Annotated in this window: 15 protein-coding genes; 5 read left to right on the plus strand and 10 right to left on the minus strand. The window is 73.6% G+C overall.

Translation table 11 applies throughout. The features are described from left to right. Positions 1–73 precede the first annotated feature (73 nt). From ACIOGZ_RS32185 to ACIOGZ_RS32200, 4 genes are all read right to left on the minus strand, one after another. Positions 74–970: a carbohydrate ABC transporter permease gene (locus ACIOGZ_RS32185; protein ID WP_363589227.1), complete on the minus strand. Its 897-nt coding sequence runs from the start codon at positions 968–970 to the stop codon at positions 74–76. Next, positions 957–2,033, minus strand: a complete 1,077-nt coding sequence (locus ACIOGZ_RS32190; protein WP_350884138.1) for a sugar ABC transporter permease — start codon at positions 2,031–2,033, stop codon at positions 957–959. The genes ACIOGZ_RS32185 and ACIOGZ_RS32190 overlap by 14 nt, the downstream gene beginning before the upstream one ends. Then, a complete protein-coding gene (locus ACIOGZ_RS32195) occupies positions 2,023–3,276 on the minus strand; it encodes an extracellular solute-binding protein (protein ID WP_363589225.1) in 1,254 nt (417 codons plus the stop codon). The genes ACIOGZ_RS32190 and ACIOGZ_RS32195 overlap by 11 nt, the downstream gene beginning before the upstream one ends. 62 nt (positions 3,277–3,338) lie before the next feature. Then, positions 3,339–4,373 (minus strand): LacI family DNA-binding transcriptional regulator, encoded by a 1,035-nt coding sequence (locus tag ACIOGZ_RS32200; RefSeq protein WP_363589223.1) that lies wholly within the window; start codon positions 4,371–4,373, stop codon positions 3,339–3,341. Positions 4,374–4,539: 166 nt separating this feature from the next. Here ACIOGZ_RS32200 and ACIOGZ_RS32205 point away from each other — a divergent pair, with 166 nt between their 5' ends. Further along, a complete protein-coding gene (locus tag ACIOGZ_RS32205; protein WP_400988628.1) occupies positions 4,540–6,597 on the plus strand; it encodes a glycogen debranching N-terminal domain-containing protein in 2,058 nt (685 codons plus the stop codon). Between the two features lie 72 nt (positions 6,598–6,669). On the opposite strand, the gene ACIOGZ_RS32210 is transcribed toward ACIOGZ_RS32205, so the two are convergent. Beyond that, the gene (locus tag ACIOGZ_RS32210) at positions 6,670–8,229 is read right to left on the minus strand and encodes a purple acid phosphatase family protein (protein WP_400988630.1); all 1,560 of its coding nucleotides are present in this window, start codon (positions 8,227–8,229) and stop codon (positions 6,670–6,672) included. Between the two features lie 272 nt (positions 8,230–8,501). On the opposite strand from ACIOGZ_RS32210, the gene ACIOGZ_RS32215 reads away from it, so the two are divergent. The 3 genes from ACIOGZ_RS32215 to ACIOGZ_RS32225 all read left to right on the plus strand — a co-directional run bounded on the left by ACIOGZ_RS32215 (position 8,502) and on the right by ACIOGZ_RS32225 (position 11,571). After that, positions 8,502–9,290 (plus strand): phytanoyl-CoA dioxygenase family protein, encoded by a 789-nt coding sequence (locus tag ACIOGZ_RS32215; RefSeq protein WP_363589217.1) that lies wholly within the window; start codon positions 8,502–8,504, stop codon positions 9,288–9,290. Next, the gene (locus tag ACIOGZ_RS32220) at positions 9,287–10,246 is read left to right on the plus strand and encodes an AraC family transcriptional regulator (RefSeq protein WP_400988632.1); all 960 of its coding nucleotides are present in this window, start codon (positions 9,287–9,289) and stop codon (positions 10,244–10,246) included. The genes ACIOGZ_RS32215 and ACIOGZ_RS32220 overlap by 4 nt, the downstream gene beginning before the upstream one ends. Before the next feature lie 122 nt (positions 10,247–10,368). Further along, a complete protein-coding gene (locus ACIOGZ_RS32225) occupies positions 10,369–11,571 on the plus strand; it encodes an MFS transporter (RefSeq protein ID WP_400988633.1) in 1,203 nt (400 codons plus the stop codon). Here ACIOGZ_RS32225 and ACIOGZ_RS32230 read toward each other — a convergent pair. From ACIOGZ_RS32230 to ACIOGZ_RS32245, 4 genes are all read right to left on the minus strand, one after another. Further along, positions 11,538–13,583 (minus strand): heavy metal translocating P-type ATPase, encoded by a 2,046-nt coding sequence (locus ACIOGZ_RS32230; protein ID WP_400988635.1) that lies wholly within the window; start codon positions 13,581–13,583, stop codon positions 11,538–11,540. The genes ACIOGZ_RS32225 and ACIOGZ_RS32230 overlap by 34 nt on opposite strands. Positions 13,584–13,717: 134 nt before the next feature. Next, a complete protein-coding gene (locus ACIOGZ_RS32235; RefSeq protein ID WP_363633551.1) occupies positions 13,718–15,079 on the minus strand; it encodes an MFS transporter in 1,362 nt (453 codons plus the stop codon). A 137-nt stretch (positions 15,080–15,216) separates the two neighbouring features. After that, a complete protein-coding gene (locus tag ACIOGZ_RS32240; RefSeq protein WP_363589209.1) occupies positions 15,217–15,579 on the minus strand; it encodes a metalloregulator ArsR/SmtB family transcription factor in 363 nt (120 codons plus the stop codon). Between the two features lie 101 nt (positions 15,580–15,680). Continuing rightward, positions 15,681–15,962: a hypothetical protein gene (locus tag ACIOGZ_RS32245; protein WP_363589207.1), complete on the minus strand. Its 282-nt coding sequence runs from the start codon at positions 15,960–15,962 to the stop codon at positions 15,681–15,683. A 508-nt stretch (positions 15,963–16,470) separates the two neighbouring features. Between ACIOGZ_RS32245 and ACIOGZ_RS32250 the strand changes: the two genes are divergently transcribed. Further along, a complete protein-coding gene (locus ACIOGZ_RS32250; protein WP_363589205.1) occupies positions 16,471–17,088 on the plus strand; it encodes a TetR/AcrR family transcriptional regulator C-terminal ligand-binding domain-containing protein in 618 nt (205 codons plus the stop codon). Positions 17,089–17,169: 81 nt separating this feature from the next. On the opposite strand, the gene ACIOGZ_RS32255 is transcribed toward ACIOGZ_RS32250, so the two are convergent. Next, positions 17,170–17,982 carry a slipin family protein gene (locus tag ACIOGZ_RS32255; protein ID WP_363633553.1) on the minus strand — a complete coding sequence of 271 codons (813 nt, stop codon included), beginning with the start codon at positions 17,980–17,982 and terminating at the stop codon, positions 17,170–17,172. Between the last annotated feature and the right edge of the window lie 85 nt (positions 17,983–18,067).

Here is an 18,067-nt window from a genome sequence, read left to right on the forward strand (position 1 = left end):
GTGGTTCTCCAAGAAGGGTTCACAGGAAGGTTCGGCAGAGGGGGTGTACCGGCCGGGCCGGGCCGGGCCGGGCTCACTCCTTGAGCGAGCCCGAGTTGGCGCCGCGCACGAAGTGGCGCTGGAAGCAGAAGAACAGGATCGCCACCGGGAGGGTGGAGACCAGCGCCGCCGCCAGCTTGAGCGGGTACTGCGTCCCGGAGCCGAGGCCGCCGGAGACGAAGTGCGCCAGGCCGGTGGTGAGGGTGTCGTGCTCGCTGGACTGGGTGGAGACCAGGAAGTGCGTGAACTCGTTCCAGGAGCCCTGGAAGGAGAGCACGGTGAGCGTGATCAGCGAGGGCCGGGACATCGGCAGGACGACGGACCAGAAGATCCGGAACGTCCCGGCGCCGTCGATCCGTGCCGCCTCCTCGATCTCGCGCGGCACCGACTCGAAGAACTGCTTCATGATGAAGATCCCCGCGGCGTCGACCAGCAGCGGCAGGATCATGCCGCTGTAGCTGTCGAACATGCCGAAGCTCTTCAGCACCAGGAACTTCGGGATCAGCAGCACCACGCCCGGCACCGCCATCACGGCCAGCACGAAGGCGAACAGCAGCCGGCGGCCCGGGAACCTGATCCGGGCCAGCGCGTAGCCCGCCATCGAGTCGAACAGCACCCGGCCGGCCGTCACCAGGACGGTCACCACCACGCTGTTGCCCAGCCAGCGCAGGAACGGGATGTTCTCGACGCCCTCCGCCAGGCCGAACAGCCGCCGGTAGGAGGCCAGGGTGCCGCCGTCGGGCAGCACCGACATCGGGTGGGCGGCCGCGTCCGGGTCGGTCTTGAAGCTGTTCACCAGTTGCAGCAGGAACGGCAGCAGGTAGAGCAGCGCGAAGCCGAGCAGGACGGTGTACCCGAGGAGCCGCAGCGGCCGGGGGAAGCGGCCGAGGATCGGCTTGTCCACGGCGGGCTTGCGGTCAGCGTGCGGCACGGCGGGCTCCCTTCGGGCTGCGGCGGGGCTTGCCGTCCCGCTCCCGCAGGACCCACCGCTGGACGGCGGTGAGCAGCAGGATCAGGCCGAGCAGGACGAACGCGATGGCGGCGCCCTGCCCGAAGTCGGCGTTGTCGAAGCCGGCCGAGTAGGACAGGTAGGCGGGCGTCAGGGTGGTGTTGCCGGGCGCGCCCTTGCCCATCACGTACACCTGGTCGAAGACCTGCCAGGTGGAGATCAGGCCGAGGGTCAGCACCAGGAACAGGACGGGCCGCAGGGCGGGCAGGGTGACGTGGCGCAGCAGCTGGCGGCGGTTGACGCCGTCGAGCGCGGCGGCCTCCTCCAGTTCGCGCGGGATGTCCTGGAGGGCGGCGAGGAAGATCAGCATGAAGGTGCCGGAGGTGGTCCACACCGCCATCAGGATCAACGTGCACATCGCGACCGAGGGCCCGGCGAACCACTCCGACCAGGACAGCCCGAGCGGGCCGCCCGTGCCCGGAGCGGGCTGGTCCAGGCCGAACCAGCCGAGCACCAGCCAGATCACCCCGCGCGGGTCGGCGAACCAGTTCGGCCCCTTGACCCCGAGCCAGCCCAGCATCCGGTTGACGGCGCCGCTGCCCTGGAAGAGGAACAGGAAGACCGTCGAGATCGCGATCGAGCTGGTGACGGACGGGAAGTAGAACACCGTGCGCAGGGCGCCCCGGCCGCGCAGCATCCGCTGGTTGACCAGGATGGCGAGCAGCAGCGCCAGCACCGTCTGCAGCGGCACCGTCAGCAGGACGTAGTACAGCGTGTTGCGCATCGAGGTGGCGAACAGCGTGCGGTCCAGGCCGTCCTCGGCGAACAGCCGGCGGTAGTTGTCCAGGCCGATGAAGTCCGCGCTGCCGCTGAACGGGTTGGACTGGCCGTCCCAGTGCAGCAGGCTGACCCACAGGGCCATCCCGATCGGCAGGACCATGAAGAGGCCGAGGACCAGGACCATGGGGCCGGCGAACAGCCAGCCCCATGCTCCCTCGCGCAGGCTGCGCCGGCGTGTCGTGCCGGTGGAGCTGTTACTTGGCATTCTTGATGGCCTGCTCGCCGTTGCGCTGGAGGGTGGCCAGGATGGCCGCCGGGTCGCCGGTCTTCAGCGACTGGAGGTCGGTGTTGAACTGGGTGAGCACCTTGGTGAACCCGGCGATGGTGACCGGCGCCTGGGCGTTGGCGACGCCGTCGACCCAGGCCTTGGACTCGGGGTACTTCTGGGCGTAGGCGCTCAGCGCGCTGGTGCGCGAGGGCATCACGCCGAAGGCCTGGGCGAACTCCAGCTGCTGGTCGGCGGAGGCGAGGTGCTTGACCAGGTCGACCCCGGCCGCCTGGTGCTGGCTCTTGGCGGCGATGCCCCAGCAGTTGCTGAAGGCGAGGGTGCCGGGGCCGGCCGGGCCGGCGGGCAGCGGGAGCACCTTGTACTGGACGTTCGGGTAGTCCTTGGCCATCGCGCCCTTGAGCCAGTTGCCCTCGATGGTCATCGCGGCCTTGCCCTTGCCGAGCGCCTCGCCGCCCCAGCCGGCGTCCACCTCGGCGACGTACTTGGCCGAGCCGGCCTTCATCATCGACTGCACGTACTCCAGCGCCTGCTTGTTGGCCGGGCTGTCGGCGGTCATCGCGGTCTGCTCGGGGTTGGTGATCCAGCCGCCGGCCTCCTTCAGCAGGGCGCCGAGCCGCTGGTAGTCGGGGGCGGTCACCAGGCCGGTCACGCCGTCCTTGGTGAGCTTGGCGGCGTCGTCGGAGAGCTGCTGCCAGCTGGTCGGGTAGTCGGCCTCGGTCAGGCCGGCCTGCTGCCACAGCGTGGTGTTGATCGCCAGGCCCAGGGTGGAGGTGTCCTTGGGCAGGCAGGTGAGCTTGCCGTCGTAGCTGAAGGCCTTGCGCAGCGGCTCGGAGAAGTCCGCGGCGTCCGGGATCTGGTCGCCGTAGGCGTACAGCGAGCCGCCCTTGGCGTAGTTCGCGAACTGGTCGGAGTTGACGTAGAAGAGGTCCGGCGGGTTGCCGCCGGCGAAGGCCTGGCCGAGCTGCTGGTTGATGTCGCTGGCGATCTGCACGGTGACGGTGTTGCCGGTCTTCTTGGCCCAGTCGGCCGTGGCGGCCTTGACCGCGGCCGTCTCGGACTCGCCGGAGGTGGCGATCAGCACCGTCAGGCTCTGGTTGCCGCCGGAGGACTGCTTGGCCGGTGAGTCGCCGAAGCCGCCGGAGGAGGAGCAGCCGGTGACGGCGCCGAGGGCGACGGCCGTGCAGACGGCTGCCGCGGCGAGGGTGCGGGAGGTGGCCATGCGGGATCTCCTTGCGAGGGTGGGTGGGGGGAGTGGGCGGAGATGGTTCGGGGGAGTGGCGGTCAGACGCTTTCGCGCAGGACCAGCTCCGGTTCCAGGAGCACGTGTTCGGTCGGCCGGTGGCGGTCGCCGAGGCGTTCCAGCAGCAGTCGCATGCACTCGCGGCCGACCGCGTCGAGCGGTTGGGCGAGGCTGGACAGCGACGGGAACAGCAGGGGGGCGACCGGCGAGTCGTCGAAGCCGATGACGGCCGCGTCCGGGCCGGGGGCGCGGCCGTCGCGGCGCAGCGCCTGGTACCAGCCGAGCGCCAGGGTGTCGCTGGCGGTCACGACCGCGGTCGCGCCGGTCGCGAGCAGCCGTTCGGCGGCCTCGGTGGCGCTCGCCTGGTCGTCCGGGCTCTCGGCCCGGCGGCCCCGGGCGGGCAGGCCCAGTTCGCGCATCGCGCTCTGCCAGCCGCGGGCGCGGTCGTCGCCGACGCCGGAGCCCTTCGGCCAGCCGAGGAAGCCGATCTTGCGGTGGCCGAGCCCGGCCAGGTGCCGGACGGCGGCCGAAGTCCCGGCGGAGCCGTCGACGTCGACCCAGTCGCCGACGTCCCGGCCGGACCAGGTGCGGCCGAAGGCGACGTAGGGGACGCCGCGTTCGTGCAGCCAGCCCTGGCGGCGGTCGCCGCGGTCGGTGCCGCTGAGTACGAAGCCGTCCGCGCCGTGCTCGTCGAGCAGCTGCTGGTAGCTGGTGAGTTCGTCGTCCCCGGGGGCGACGGCGAACAGCACCACCCGGTAGCCGGCCTGGTCGGCGGCCTCGGAGAGCGAGTGCAGGAACTGGTCCAGGACCGGGGTCGGGACGCCGGTGCTGCTGGAGCGGATGCCGTAGCCGATCAGCCGGCTGGCCCTGGTCTTGAGGGCCTGCGCGGCCCGGTGCGGGCGGTAGCCGAGCTCGTCGATCGCGCGCTGGACCCGCTCCAGCGTCTGCGGGCGCAGCAGCTCGGGCGAGTTGATCGCGTTGGACACCGTCTGACGGCCCACGCCGGCCCGGGCGGCGACCATTTCCAGGGTCGCGGCGGACCCTGTCCTGGGCCGGGGCGATGAGTGTGCATGCATGACGGCGATCCTAGGTTCTGTCTTCATTGACAAGATCTTGGAGCGTTCCAATACGGGGTTCCATCTTCCCCACCAGGGGGGTTAATGTCTTGGAACGCTCCAATGGCAGAAAGGTTGCGCCCGAGTGGAAGCAACTGTCAAGCCCCAAAACGAGGATGAAGAGACCATGTCAGCGATCGCCCTGCAGCCGTTCCTGCACGACGCCCAGCTCTCCGTGGCCGCCCCGAGCTTCTGTGCCTCGCGCCCGGACGGGCGGATCGGCGAAGGCGCGGACGGCTTCTACCACGGGGACCGCCGGATCCTCTCCCGCCTGGAGGCCGGTGTCGCCGGGATCCCCAACGCCCCCGTCGCCACCGCGCACGGCGAGGACGGGCGCACCACCTTCGTCACCGTGCTGCGCGGCATCGCCGAACTCACCCCCGACCCGGCCGTCACCCTGGAACGCCGCCGGGAGCTGCACCCCGGCCGCCTCGTCGAGCGGTACACCGTCCGCAACGCGGGCGACCTCACCGCCCGCCTGCGCCTGGACCTGCGCGCGGAGAGCGACTTCGCCGCGATGGACTCCGTCAAGGCCGGCCGCACCACCCAGGCCCTCACGCCCACCGCCGACCCGAACGGCCTGCGCTGGAGCGAGGGCCCGCTCAGCGCCGCCCTCACCGTCGAGCCGGCGCCCGACCACCTCGCCGCCGACACCGGCACCCTGGGCTTCGACCTCGAACTCGCCCCCGGCCAGACCTGGCAGGCCGTCCTGGAGTGCACCGCCGAGCACCGCGACGGCGACCTCTTCCCCGCCCCGGCCGCCGACGCCGCCCCGTGGCGCACCCCCGGGATCACCGGCCGCGACCACCACCTCGCGCACTGGATCGCCCGCTCCCACCACGACCTGCGCGGCCTCCTGCTCACCGACCCGCTGGAGCCCGCCGACCACTTCCTCGGCGCCGGGGCCCCCTGGTTCCTCACCCTGTTCGGCCGCGACTCGCTCTGGGCGGCCCGGATGATGCTCCCGCTCGGCACCGATCTCGCCGCCGGCACGCTGCGTACCCTGGCCCGCCGCCAGGGCCGCGCCCTCGACCCGGCCACCGAGGAGCAGCCCGGCAAGATCCTCCACGAGGTCCGCCGCGACGAGCAGCACCTCGACAACGGCTCCCACCTGCCGCCCTGCTACTTCGGCACGGCCGACGCCACCCCGCTGTGGCTCACTCTGCTGCACGACGCCTGGCGCTGGGGCATGCCCGAGGACCAGGTCGAGGCCCTGCTGCCGCACGCCGAGGCCGCCCTCGCCTGGCTGGCCGACCACGCCGACGCGGACGGCGACGGCTTCCTGGAGTACGTCGACAGCTCCGGCAAGGGGCTCTCCAACCAGGGCTGGAAGGACTCCTCCGACAGCATCCGCTTCCGCGACGGCCGGATCGCCGACGCCCCCATCGCGCTCAGCGAGGTCCAGGCCTACGCCTACGAGGCCGCCGTCGCCTCCGCCGCCCTGCTGGAGGCCTTCGGCCGGCCCGGCGCCGACCGCTGGCGGCAGTGGGCGGAGGAGCTGCGGCTGCGCTTCCGCGACCGGTTCTGGACCGAGGACGCGCACGGCCCGTACCCGGTGGTCGCCCTCGACGGCGGCAAGCACAAGGTCGACTCGATCGCCTCCAACATGGGCCACCTGCTCGGCACCGGCCTGCTCGACCCGCAGGAGAGCGCCCTGGTCGCCGGCCGGCTCACCGCCCCCGGCATGGACAGCGGCTTCGGGCTGCGCACCCTGGACGCCGCTGCGACCGGCTTCAACCCGCTCGGCTACCACACCGGTTCGGTCTGGCCGCACGACAGCGCCATCGCCGTCCACGGCCTCGCCCGCGCCGGGCTGCACGACGCCGCCGCGCCGCTGGCCGCGGGCCTGGTCCGCGCGGCGGCGGCCTTCGACCACCGCCTGCCCGAACTCTTCGGCGGCCACCCGCGCGCCGAGGTCGCCCGCCCCGTCCCCTACCCGGCCTCCTGCCGCCCGCAGGCCTGGGCCGCCGCCGCCTCCGTCCAGGTGGTGCAGGCACTGCTCGGCCTGGAGGCCGACGCCCCCAACCGGCGGCTCCGGGTGCGGGCCCAGCTCCCGGCCGGCTACGAGTCGCTGACGTTCACCGGCCTGACGGTGGCCGGCCTGCCGATCGAGGTGTCCACCGACCACACCGGAGCCGTCGACCTGCGCGCCCCGCAGGGCTTCACCGTCACCACGGACCGCTGACGCGCACCCCGCCGGCCCGCCGCCGCGCCCGGCCCGGCCGGCGGGGAGCAGACCGTCCGGGCGCGGGCCGGCTCAGCCGCGTTGCACGGTGAACTGGTCCACAGCGGTGCCGTCCTCGGTGATCGAGCGCACCGCCATGCGGGCCGGCTTGCCGGCGGCGGCGGGCGTCACGTCGACCGCCACCAGGCAGTAACCGGTGTAACGGACCCTGGACCAGGTGACCTTGACGGTCTGGTTGTGGCCGGTCGGATCGGCGACCACCATCGGGACGGGGGAGTCGTTCTTCGTCTCGTGCCCGAGGTAGGTGTCGGCGACGGGGAAGGAGTAGACCCCGCCGCCACCGCCGCCCGCGACGACGTACGTGGTGCCGTCCTTCAGGGGATTGACGGTGTCTCCGGAGGCGACCTTGCGGGTGGGCTTGCCGGAGCGGATGGGGTCGGTCCGCTCGTAGACGTGGTTGTGGCCGCTGAGCACCAGGTCCACCTGGTACTTGTCGAACAGCGGGGCCCAGTCCTGCTGCGCGCCGAGTTCGGCTCCGTTGTCGTGGCAGGTGGAGTACGTGCACTGGTGCAGGTAGACGACGACGAAGTCGATGGTGGTGTCGGCGCGGAGCGCGGCGAGCCGGCTCTCCAGCCACTTCTTCTGCTTGCCCTTGGTGTAGTTCAGGTTGGCCGCGGTGTTGTAGCAGATGTCGTTGCCGTCGAGGCTGATCAGGCCGACGTTCTGGCAGCGCCAGGAGTAGATCCCGGTGGACTGGGCCCAGGCGTTGTCGGGCATCGTGAACCGGGCGCGGACGCCCCCGTAGCCGTCGGCCCCGTACCAGGCCTCCATCTCGTGGTTGCCGATCGCCATCATCCACGGGGTCCGGGAGGCGACGGGGTCGTTCTGCACGAAGAAGGAGTCCCACAGGCGGGCGTCGTAGGGGTCGCTGGTCTTGCCGCTGCCGCCGCTGTTGGCGTACGAGAGGTCGCCCATGTGGAGGTGGAAGGCGGGGTCGAGGCCGGCGATCAGGTTGGCGGTGGCGGCCGCGTTGTACCCGACGCCCTGGTCGCCGAAGGCCGTGAAGGTGAACCCGGTGCCGCGGCCGGGGGCGGGCGCGGTGCGGAAGCTCGCCACGTCGCCGAGCTGGGCGCGCTGCCCCGCGGGGTCGTAGCCCTGGTGGCCGACGACGTAGTAGTACGTGGTGTCCGGGATCAGCTGGTCCACCTGCGCGTGCAGGTAGTACTGGGTGACGGTGGTGGGCTTGACCAGGGGCTGGTCCTCGACCGGGTGCTGCCAGGACAGCTTGCTGACCAGGGTGCGGACCTCGGCGGCGATCGGGGAGCCGAAGTCGCCGGGCTGGAGGCCGATCCGGACGAAGGGGGCGGTCACCGCGCCCGGCACCTGCCAGGAGACGACGACCTGTTGGGAGGGATCGGCCCCGAAGGCCAGGTGCCGGCCGAAGGGGCGCAGCGCGGACCCGGAGGTCCGGTCGCTGCGGGGTGCGGGGAGGGTCGGGGTGTCGAGGGCGGTCGGGCGGGGGGCGGCCTGGGCGGCGCCGGGCAGCAGGAGGCTGCCCGCGGCGAAGGCGGCACCGCCCGCCGCGCTCACTCGCAGGAGGTCGCGCCGGGAGTGCCGTGTGGTCTCGGACATGACATTAAGTTAGGAAACATCCCTAACCTTTGACAAGAGGGCGAACGCGAACGGATTCGGCCGCACCGCACGCCAGTTGGGGGTGCTCGGACATCGAGGCGACGGTGCCCGGGCATCGAGCCGAGGGCGCTCCCCGCCTCGGGAGCGCCGCCACTGCTCGGTTGCGGCCCGGCGGGAGGGACGTGAACGCGCGGGCCGATGTCCGGATAACCCACCGGGCCGTCCGTATCGCCCCTCGGTCCGGCCCGGCCCCCACGCCTACGGTCGAGGCCATGAACGAACCCCTCAGCCCCGACGACCTCGCCGCCTACCACGAGAACGGCTTCCTCCTCGTCAAGAACCTGATCAGCCGACAGGAGGCGGCGGCGATGCGGGAGGAGTGCCACGCCCTGGCCGCCCGCCTCGACTCCGACGCCGACCCGACCTGGGCCAGCGCGCGCACCGTCGCGGGAGCGTCCGCCGGACGCACGGCCCTCAAGCACGCCCACGACGCGCAGTTCCACTCGGCGGCCTTCGCCCGGCTGCTGGTCGACCCCAGGTTCACGGACGTCGCGGCCGCACTGCTCGGTGGGCCCAACCTCCAGTTGCACCACACGAAGATGTTCATCAAGCCTCCGGAGACCGGCTCCCCCTTCCCCCTGCACCAGGACCACCCGTTCTTCCCGCACGCCCGGCACACCGTCGCGGCCGCGGTCTTCCACTTCGACGACGCCCCGGAGGAGAAGGGCTGCATCAGGGCCGTCCCCGGCAGCCACCGGAAGGGCCCGCTGCCGCACGTCGAGGACGGCAGCTGGCACCTGCCGCCCGACACCTGGCCGCTCCAGGACGCCCGGCCGTGCCCGGCGGAGGCCGGCGACGTCCTGTTCTTCGGCTACCTCACCGTGCACGGTTCGGGGCTGAACACCTCCGACCAGGCCCGCACCACCTGGCTGGTACAGTTCCGGGACCCTGCGGACCGGCCCACCACGGACGATCACACCTGGTCCCTTGGTCAGGGCATGATGCTGCGGGGCGTCGACCCCACCGCGCGCAGGACGGACGGGGCGGGCGAGCCGAGATGACCGAACTGGCCCGGGCGGGCGCCGCCCTGCCCCTGCTCAACTCCGTGCGGCTGGGCACCACCCTCGCCGGACGACGGGTCGAGTTCGTGGACTGGGGGTTCTACCCGCCCGAGCCATGGCGCAACTACTGGCACAGCCACTCCTACTTCGAGTTCTGCTACGCCTACGCCGGGCGCGGGACGTTCCGGCTCGGCGCGCTGGAGCACCCGGTCGGAGCCGGCGAGCTGTTCCTGGCCCGCCCCGGCGAGGTCCACGAGATCACCACCGACGCCCGGGACCCGCTCGGCATCGTCTTCTGGTCCTGGACGATGGTCCCCGAACGCGGTCCGCGCGGGGCCGCCAGGCCCGGCTCCCCGGAGACCGCCGCCCTGCTCGACGCCGTCGCGGCCGGCCCGCGCCAGGTCGTCCCGGCCGCCGGAACCCCGCTTCCCCGGCTGTTGGCGACACTCGCCGAAGAGGCCGCGGCTCCGGGGCCGGCCAGCCCCGACCTGCTGGCCGCCCTCGGCCCCGCACTGGTCCTCACCTGCGCCCGCGTCGTCGCCGGCCTGCCCGACGCCCCGCGCCCGACGCCCGTGCCGGGTGGGCGCGCGGCGGCGGTCGCCGCGCGGATGACCCGCTACCTGGACGACAACTTCGACCGCCCGGTACGGGTACGGGACGTCGCCACCCAGGTCCACCTGAGCGAGCGCCACGCAGCACGGCTCTTCCAGCAGGAGACGGGGTGCACGATCATCGCCTACCTGACCCGCCGACGGCTGGACGTCGCCGCGCAGCGCCTGGCCGATCCCGCGCTGCGCCCGCTGTCCGTCGCGGCCGTCGCCCGCTCCTGCGGCTATGCGGACACCCGGCACTTCAGCACCGCGTTCCGGCGCTACTGGGGAGCGCTCCCGACGCAGGTGCGGGCCGGGGGCGGCACCACCCACGGCCTGTCCGCGGACCGCGGCGCGATCCGGTAGCCGGTGGCCGACCACGCCGGGGATGGGCGGGGCCGGGGCCGGGCGTCGGTTCTTGGGCGGATCGGCCTAGTCGGCCCCGCGAGCCGTGGCTGCGACGGCGACGGCCGTCCTACCGTGGGCGAATGACCGATCATCAGACCGCGCGACCCGCGATGGGCCGGGCGGGTTACCTCGGGGCGGCCGCCGGCTTCGCCGTCTGCATGGCGGGCACCACCCTGCCCACCCCGCTGTACGGGCTGTACCAGGAGCAGATCGGCTTCTCCGAACTGATGGTGACGGTCGTCTTCGCCATCTACGCCTTCGGCGTCATCGGCGTCCTGCTGCTCGTCGGCAACGTCTCCGACTCCGTCGGACGCCGGCCCGTCCTGCTCTGCGGACTGGCGCTCGCGGCGTGCAGCGCCGTCGCCTTCCTGGCCGAAGGCGGCCTCCCGCTGCTGGCCCTGGGCCGCCTGCTGTCCGGCCTGTCCGCGGGCCTGTTCACCGGCACCGCCACCGCGTACGTCCTGGAGCTCGCCCCACCCGGACACCAGGCCCGCGCGGGCTTCGTCGCGACCGCCGCCAACATCGGCGGCCTGGGCTGCGGACCGGTGCTGTCGGGACTGCTCGCCGAGTACACGGCCCACCCCCTGACCCTGCCGTTCGCCGTGCACCTGGTGCTGCTCGCCGCCTCCTTCACCGTCACCTGGCTCCTGCCGGAAACCGTCACCGGCGCCCGCCCGCTGCGCACCGCCCGGCCGCGCCGGCCGTCCCTGCCGCCGGAGGTCCGCGGGGTGTTCGTCCCGGCCGGCCTCGCCGCGTTCGCGGGCTTCTCCCTGCTGGGCGTCTTCACCTCCGTCAGCCCGGCCTTCCTCGCCCAGCGGCTGGGCGTCCACAGCCCGGCCGTCGTCGGTCTGATCGTCTGCACGGCCTTCTTCGCCTCCACCCTCGGCCAGCTCGTGGTGCCCCGGCTCGGCACCGCCCGGGCGATCCCGATCGGCTGCCTGGTGCTCATCGCCGGGCTGGCCCTGATGGCGGGCTCCCTCGCCTGGACGGCCCTGCCCCTGCTGGTGCTCAGCGCCCTGGTGGGCGGCGCCGGCCAGGGCATGGGCCTGCGCGGAGCCGTCGGCGAGATCGCCGCCGCGGCTCCCGCCGAGCACCGCGGCGGCGCCCTGTCGGCGCTCTTCGTGGTCGCCTACTTCGGCATCTCGATCCCGGTGATCGGTATCGGCCTGCTCACCGCGCCGATCGGCCTGGCCCGCGCCGGCCTGGTCTTCACCGCCTGCATGGCCCTGCTCGCCGCAGCCTCCGGCGCCTACCTGCTGCGCCGGGCCCGCGCCGGCTCCTGAACCGGCCGCGGCCCGGTGGCGCCCGCCCGCTTCCACGCGCTCTCGCGCAGCAGCCGCAGGCCGTTGAGGCCGACGATGACGGTCGAGCCCTCGTGGCCGAGGACGCCGAGCGGCAGGGGCAGGGTGGCGACCAGGTCCCACACGACCAGGCCGGAGATGAACACCGATGCGATCACCAGGTTCTGGACGACCAGCCGCCGGGCCGCCCGGGACAGCGCGATCACCGTGGGGACGGTCGCGAGTTCGTCGCGGACGACGACCGCGTCGGCGGTCTCCAGCGCCAGGTCGGAGCCCGCCCGGCCCATCGCGATGCCGGTGTGGGCGGCGGCGAGGGCGGGGGCGTCGTTGACGCCGTCGCCGATCACCAGCACCTTGCGCCCGGCCCGCTCCTGCTCCTGGACGGCGGCGACCTTGTCCTGGGGGAGCAGCCCGGCGCGGACGTCGGTGATGCCGACCTCGGCGGCGAGGCGGGCGGCGGCGCGCGGGTTGTCGCCGGTCACCAGCACCGGGGCGGCGCCGGTCAGGGCCGCCAGGGCGGTGACGGTGGCGGCGGCGTCGGGACGCAGGCGGTCGGCGATGCCGAGCACGCCGACCGGGACGCCGTCGCGCTGGACCAGGACGGCGGTGCGCCCGTCGCGCTCCAGCTCCTCGGCGACGGCGACGGCGACGGCTGCGGCGGTGGCCTCCGTCTCGGTGGAGGGCGCGTCGGCGGCGCCGTCGAGGAGCCGGGCGGGGGCGCCGACCGCGATGACGGCACCGGAGACGGTGGCGGTCACCCCGATGCCGGGGGTGGAGGCGAAGCCCTCGGCGACCGGCAGGTCGAGGCCGCGTCGGCGGGCGGCGTCGACCACCGCGCGGGCCAGCGGGTGCTCGCTGGGGTGCTCGGCGGCGCCCGCCAGGGCCAGCAGTTCGTCCTCGTCCAGGCCGCTGCCGGTGAGGGGGAGCAGGTCGGTGATCCGGGGAGTGCCCTCGGTGAGGGTGCCGGTCTTGTCCAGCGCCACCGCGTCGACCTGCCCGAGCCGCTCCATCACGACGGCGGACTTCACCAGGACGCCGTGGCGGCCGGCGTTGGCGATCGCGGACAGCAGCGGCGGCATGGTGGCCAGCACCACCGCGCAGGGCGAGGCGACGATCATGAAGGTCATCGCCCGCAGCAGCGAGCCGGTCACGGCGGCCCCGAAGGCCAGCGGGACCAGGAAGACGGCGAGGGTCGCGAAGACCATGCCCAGGGAGTAGCGCTGCTCGACCCTCTCGATGAACAGCTGGGTGGGGGCCTTGGTCTCCGAGGCCTCCTCGACCATGGCGACGATCCGGGCGATCACCGAGTCGGAGGCGTCGCGCTCGACCTTCACGCGCAGGGCGCCGGTGCCGTTCAGGGTGCCGGCGAAGACCTCGTCGCCCTGCTGCTTGGCGGCCGGCAGCGGCTCGCCGGTGATGGTGGCCTGGTCGATCTCGCTCGCGCCGTCCAGGACGCGGCCGTCGGCGCCGACGCGCTCGCCGGGGCGGATCAGGATGGTGTCGCCGACCACCAGGTCCTCGGTGGGGACGGTCTCCCCTCCGCCGTCGTCCAGCAGGCGGGTGGCGGTGGTGGGGGCGAGGTCGAGCAGGCCGCGTACCGAGTCCTGGGTGCGGGCGGTGGCCAGCGCCTCCAGCGCGCCCGAGGTGGCGAAGATGACGATCAGCAGCGCGCCGTCCATCACCTGCCCGATCGAGGCCGCGCCGATCGCGGCGACGATCATCAGCAGGTCGACGTCGAGCGTCTTCTCGCGCAGCGCCCGGAGGCCGGCCCAGCCGGGCTCCCAGCCGCCGGTGCCGTAGGCGATCGCGTACAGCGGCCCCCAGGCCCAGGCCGGGGCGCCGGTCAGCTGGAGCGGCAGGGCGGTCAGGAAGGCGACGGTCGCGGCGGCGGCCCAGCGGGCCTCGGCCAGCGCGAAGACGCGCGTACGGCGCTTGGGAGCGGCGCCGCCGCGCGGGGCTGCGGCGGCTGGGCGCTCGGTGAGGGTTGCGGACATTGCTGTGGTGTTCCTCCACGCGGGCAGGACGGGGCGACGCGTCGACCATACAGGAATACATGAACAGCTCTTCATTTATTCCCGCTGGATTGACCCTCCCGGGTGATGCGGTTGTCGCCCCCGCCGGGCACGCCCTAGTTGGCCCGCGCGGCGAGGCCCTGCGGCCAGTGGCGGTGGTACTGGTCGATGACGTAGTCGTGGCCGTGGAGCCAGCCGTCCGTGGCCGGGTGGGCGTCGGTGAGGTGGGGGTGGCCCGGGGGCAGGTCGGCGTGGACGTGGTCGAGCCTGGCGGGGTCGCGGGCGGGCCAGATCGCGGTGGCGGCGGTGGCGGCGAGCAGGGCGATGGCGCCGAGGACGACGGCCGTCACCGGGAGGCCGGCGCCGGCGGCGAGCCAGCCGGCGAGGGGGTAGGTGAGCAGCCAGCAGCTGTGCGAGAGGGAGAACTGCGCGGCGAAGGCGGCGGGCAGGTCCGCGTCGGCGGCGGAGCGGCGGATCAGGCGCCCGCCCGGCGTGAGGACGGCGGAACAGGCGGCGCCGATCGCGGCCCAGGACGCCAGCAGTGCGGCCCAGGACCAGCCGCCCGGGGCCGCGGCGGTGACGGCGGCGACGGCGGCCAGGACGGCGGGGAGCGCGAAGGCGGCCGGGAGCATGACGGCGCGGTCGGAGAGCCGTCGCAGGAGTCGGGGCAGGAGCAGGGCGGTCAGCATGGAGCCGGCACCGTAGGTGCCCAGGGCGAGCGAGACCGCGCCCGCCGGGCGGTGGAAGTGCTCGCGGACCGCGACGACGGTGTCGACGAAGACGATCGCCCCGGCGGCGGCGACCGCGAGGTCGAGGGCGAGCAGGGCCCGCAGGCGCGGGGTGGCCCAGAACAGGCGGGCGCCGAAGGCGGCCTTGGCGTGGACGCCGCCGGTCCGCTCGACGGGGGCGGGCTTGGGAAGGGCGACGGAGACGACCAGGGTGGCGGACGCGAGGAAGCCCGCGGTGGTGCCGGTGAACAGCCAGGTGTACGGGACCAGGGCGAGCAGGCCCGCGGCGAGCGCGGGACTGAACAGGGACTCCAGGTCGTAGGCGAGGCGGGACATCGACAGCGCCTGGGTGTAGTCCCGTTCGGCCGGCAGCACCTCGGGGATGGTGGCCTGGAAGGCCGGTGTGAAGGCGGCCGAGGCGGCCTGGAGCAGGAAGATCAGGACGTAGATCTGCCAGGCCTGGCTGACGAACGGCAGGGCGAGCGCGACGGCGGCGCGGGTGAGGTCCATCGCCACCAGCAGCGTTCGGCGCGGAACGCGGTCGGCGAGGGCTCCGACCACCGGTGCGACGGCCACGTAGGCGACCATCTTGACGGCCAGCGCGGTGCCGAGGACCGCTGAGGCGTCGGCGCCGGCGATGTCGTAGGCGAGCAGGCTCAGCGCCACGGTGGCCAGGCCCGTGCCCACCAGGGCGATGACCTGGGCTGCGAACAGGTGGCGGTAGGTGCGGTTGCGCAGTGTGGACAGCATCGGCCCCGTCCCGGTCGGCGGCGTGGTGAGGCGGCACCATCGTAGCCAACACGTGCATACGTGTGCACGTGTTGGCTACGGTGGTGCGGCTCTCGCTGCCGTTCCGGGCTGCGGGGGTGGGTCGGTCGTGCGGCGGGTCAGTCGTGCGGCGGCAGGGAGCCGATCTGGTGGTCGGCGACGTTCAGCGCCTCGTCGACCAGCCGCCGGAGGTGCCCGTGGCGCAGCGAGTAGACGACGCGGCGCCCGTCCCTGCGCGTGGTGACCAGGCCCGCGAGGCGGAGCTTCGCGAGGTGCTGGCTGACGGAGGTGCGCGGGGCCCCGCACGCCTCGATGAGGGAGGTGACGTCGGCCTCGCCCGCGCCGAGCCGGTGCAGCAGCGCGAGCCGGGTGCGGTCCGCGAGCAGGGCGAGGACGGACGCGGCGACGTCCAGCCGCTCGCCGCTGCCCTGCCCCTGTTCCTGCGAGCCGTGTGCAGCTGCTAGGTCGGTGCTTGTGCTCATGTGCTCATCGTAGATCGGCGCGCGCCCGATGCGTGCACGCGTGCGCACGTGATGGCTCCGCGCTGTCGGGGCCGCCGGGGCGGGCCCGGCTCTCGGGGTGTTCAGCGACCGGGGCCCCAGCGGGCTTCGAGCCGGCGGGTGCCGTCGGGGGTGGTGACGGCCCGCCAGCTGGCCCGCATCCGCACCGTGCGGCGAGCGGCGCCGGCGCCCCTGGAGGCGGTCGGGGCGCCCACGGCCTGGAGCACGGAATTGTCCAGGGGGCTGTCGGCGAGCCTGCGCACGATCGCGGACAGGGTCGCGGCGACCGAGCCGCGCGCCGGTGCGGATGCGGGCCAGCTGGCGGGGAGGGGCTGGCGGCGGTGGAAGGCGCCGAGAACGGCCACGGGGACCTCACCTTCGTTGACGTATCGTCCGACGCGGCGGATCGATCGGGTGTGGGCGGCTGAGGGCGTGTCTTGTGGATGCTCCGGAGGGCGGTGACGGGGCGCCGGGCCCGCGTCAGCCGGGCGGGGACGAGTCCGAGCCTAGGCCGCGGACCCTCGGGGGGTGGGCGATCCTGACGCCCCCTTGACTGCGCGGGCGTCGTCACTGACGGTGTCCTGACGGCGGCCCCGCGTATCGAGGGCCTCCGGCCCGGACGCGATCGCGCTCCGGCGGGGCGGCGCGTCGGGCGGACGGCCGTCGATACGCGGGCGAGGGGAGGGAGAGCCATGGCAGGCCGGTCAGACGGCGCCGGCGCGGTCCGCGACGGCCGGGGGGCGAACGATTGGGACGGGACGGGTTCGTTCACTAACATCGACAGTGGCCCTGGATATAGGGAACACATCCGTTCATTGCGGACAGCCGGTGAACGGGCGTGTCGAGAGGTGGAACCGAAGAAGGTGCGCAGCCATGCCCGCTGAACCCGCAGTCGCGCGCGGACCGGCGACGGGCGCCCCGCTCCGCAGGCGCGGCGAGGCGCTGGAGAACGCCATCTTCGAGGCCGCCCTCCAGCAGCTCACCGCCGACGGCTACGCCCGGCTCACCATGGAGGGCGTCGCCGCCGCCGCGCAGACCGGCAAGGCCGCGCTCTACCGGCGCTGGCCCTCCAAGGAGGAACTGGTCAAGGACGCGCTGCGCGCCTGCCTGCCCCCGGCCGGCCCGCCGCCCGACACCGGCGGCCTGCGAGGGGACCTGCTGGAGGTGGTGACCAGGCTGCGCGCGGCGATGCTGAGCGAACCCGGGGCCGCCGTGCGGGCCATCATGGGCGAGCTGGACCGGCACCGGGCCCACACCTTCCTGGCGATCGTGCTGGAGCGGGTGGTGGAGCCCACCGCCGCGCTGATCGCCGAGGTGCTCGCCCGCGGTGCCACCCGGGGCGAGGTCCGCCCCGGGTCCGTCACCCCCCTGGTCACCGACGTCGTCCCGGCGCTGATGCTGTACCGGATCAAGATGTGCGGCGGCGCGCCGGCGCAGCTCGACCCGGCGGAGATCGTCGACGAGGTGCTGCTGCCGATCGTCCGTCCGTGACGGACGGTCAGGCCGATGGCTGATGGCCGACGGCCGGTCCGGGGTGGGCCCCGGACCGGCCGTGGCCGTGCGGGCGGGCCGTCAGCCGGCGTCGGACGGCGCCTGGGCCGGGACGGCGGGCGCCGGCCCGGAGCCCGCCTCGGCGGCCCGGGCGGCGGAGGCCTCGAAGAAGCGCAGCAGCTCCACCGGGAACGGAAGCACCAGCGTCGAGTTCTTCTCCGCCGCGACCTCGACCACCGTCTGCAGCAGCCGCAGTTGCATCGCCGCCGGGGTCTCGGACATCGTGACGGCGGCCTCGGCGAGCTTGGCGGCGGCCTGGAACTCGCCGTCCGCGGTGATGATCCGGGCCCGCCGCTCGCGGTCGGCCTCCGCCTGGCGGGCCATCGAGCGCTTCATCGAGTCGGGCAGGCTGACGTCCTTGATCTCCACCCGGTCGATGTGCACGCCCCACCCGGTGGCCGGGCTCTCCAGCATGACCTCCAGCCCCTGGTGCAGGTTCTCCCGGCCGGAGAGCAGATCGTCCAGCTCGCTCTTGCCGATGATCGAGCGCAGCGAGGTCTGGGCGACCTGAAGCATCGCGAAGGAGTAGTTCTGGACGTCCACCGTGGCCTTGACCGGCTCGACGACGCGGAAGTACAGCACGGCGTCGACGCTGACGGAGACGTTGTCCTTGGTGATGCCCTCCTGGGCGGGCACCGGCATGGTGACGACCTGGACGTTGACCTTGCGCATCCGGTCGACCACCGGCACCAGCAGGGTGAGGCCCGGCTGGCGGACCTGCTCGCGCACCCGGCCGAGCCGGAACACCACGCCGCGCTCGTACTGCTGCACCACCCGCACGCCGGTGATCAGCCAGAACAGCGCCAGCACGACGACGAGAACGACAATTGCCACGTTCGTCCGACCTTCCCCGTAGCGGCGCAGCCCGGGCCGGGTCCGGAACGGGCCCTGTCGCGCGGGTGCGAGCCGCGCAGGACAG

The sequence above is a fragment of the Kitasatospora sp. NPDC088160 genome, assembly GCF_044741445.1.
Lineage (GTDB): Bacteria > Actinomycetota > Actinomycetes > Streptomycetales > Streptomycetaceae > Kitasatospora.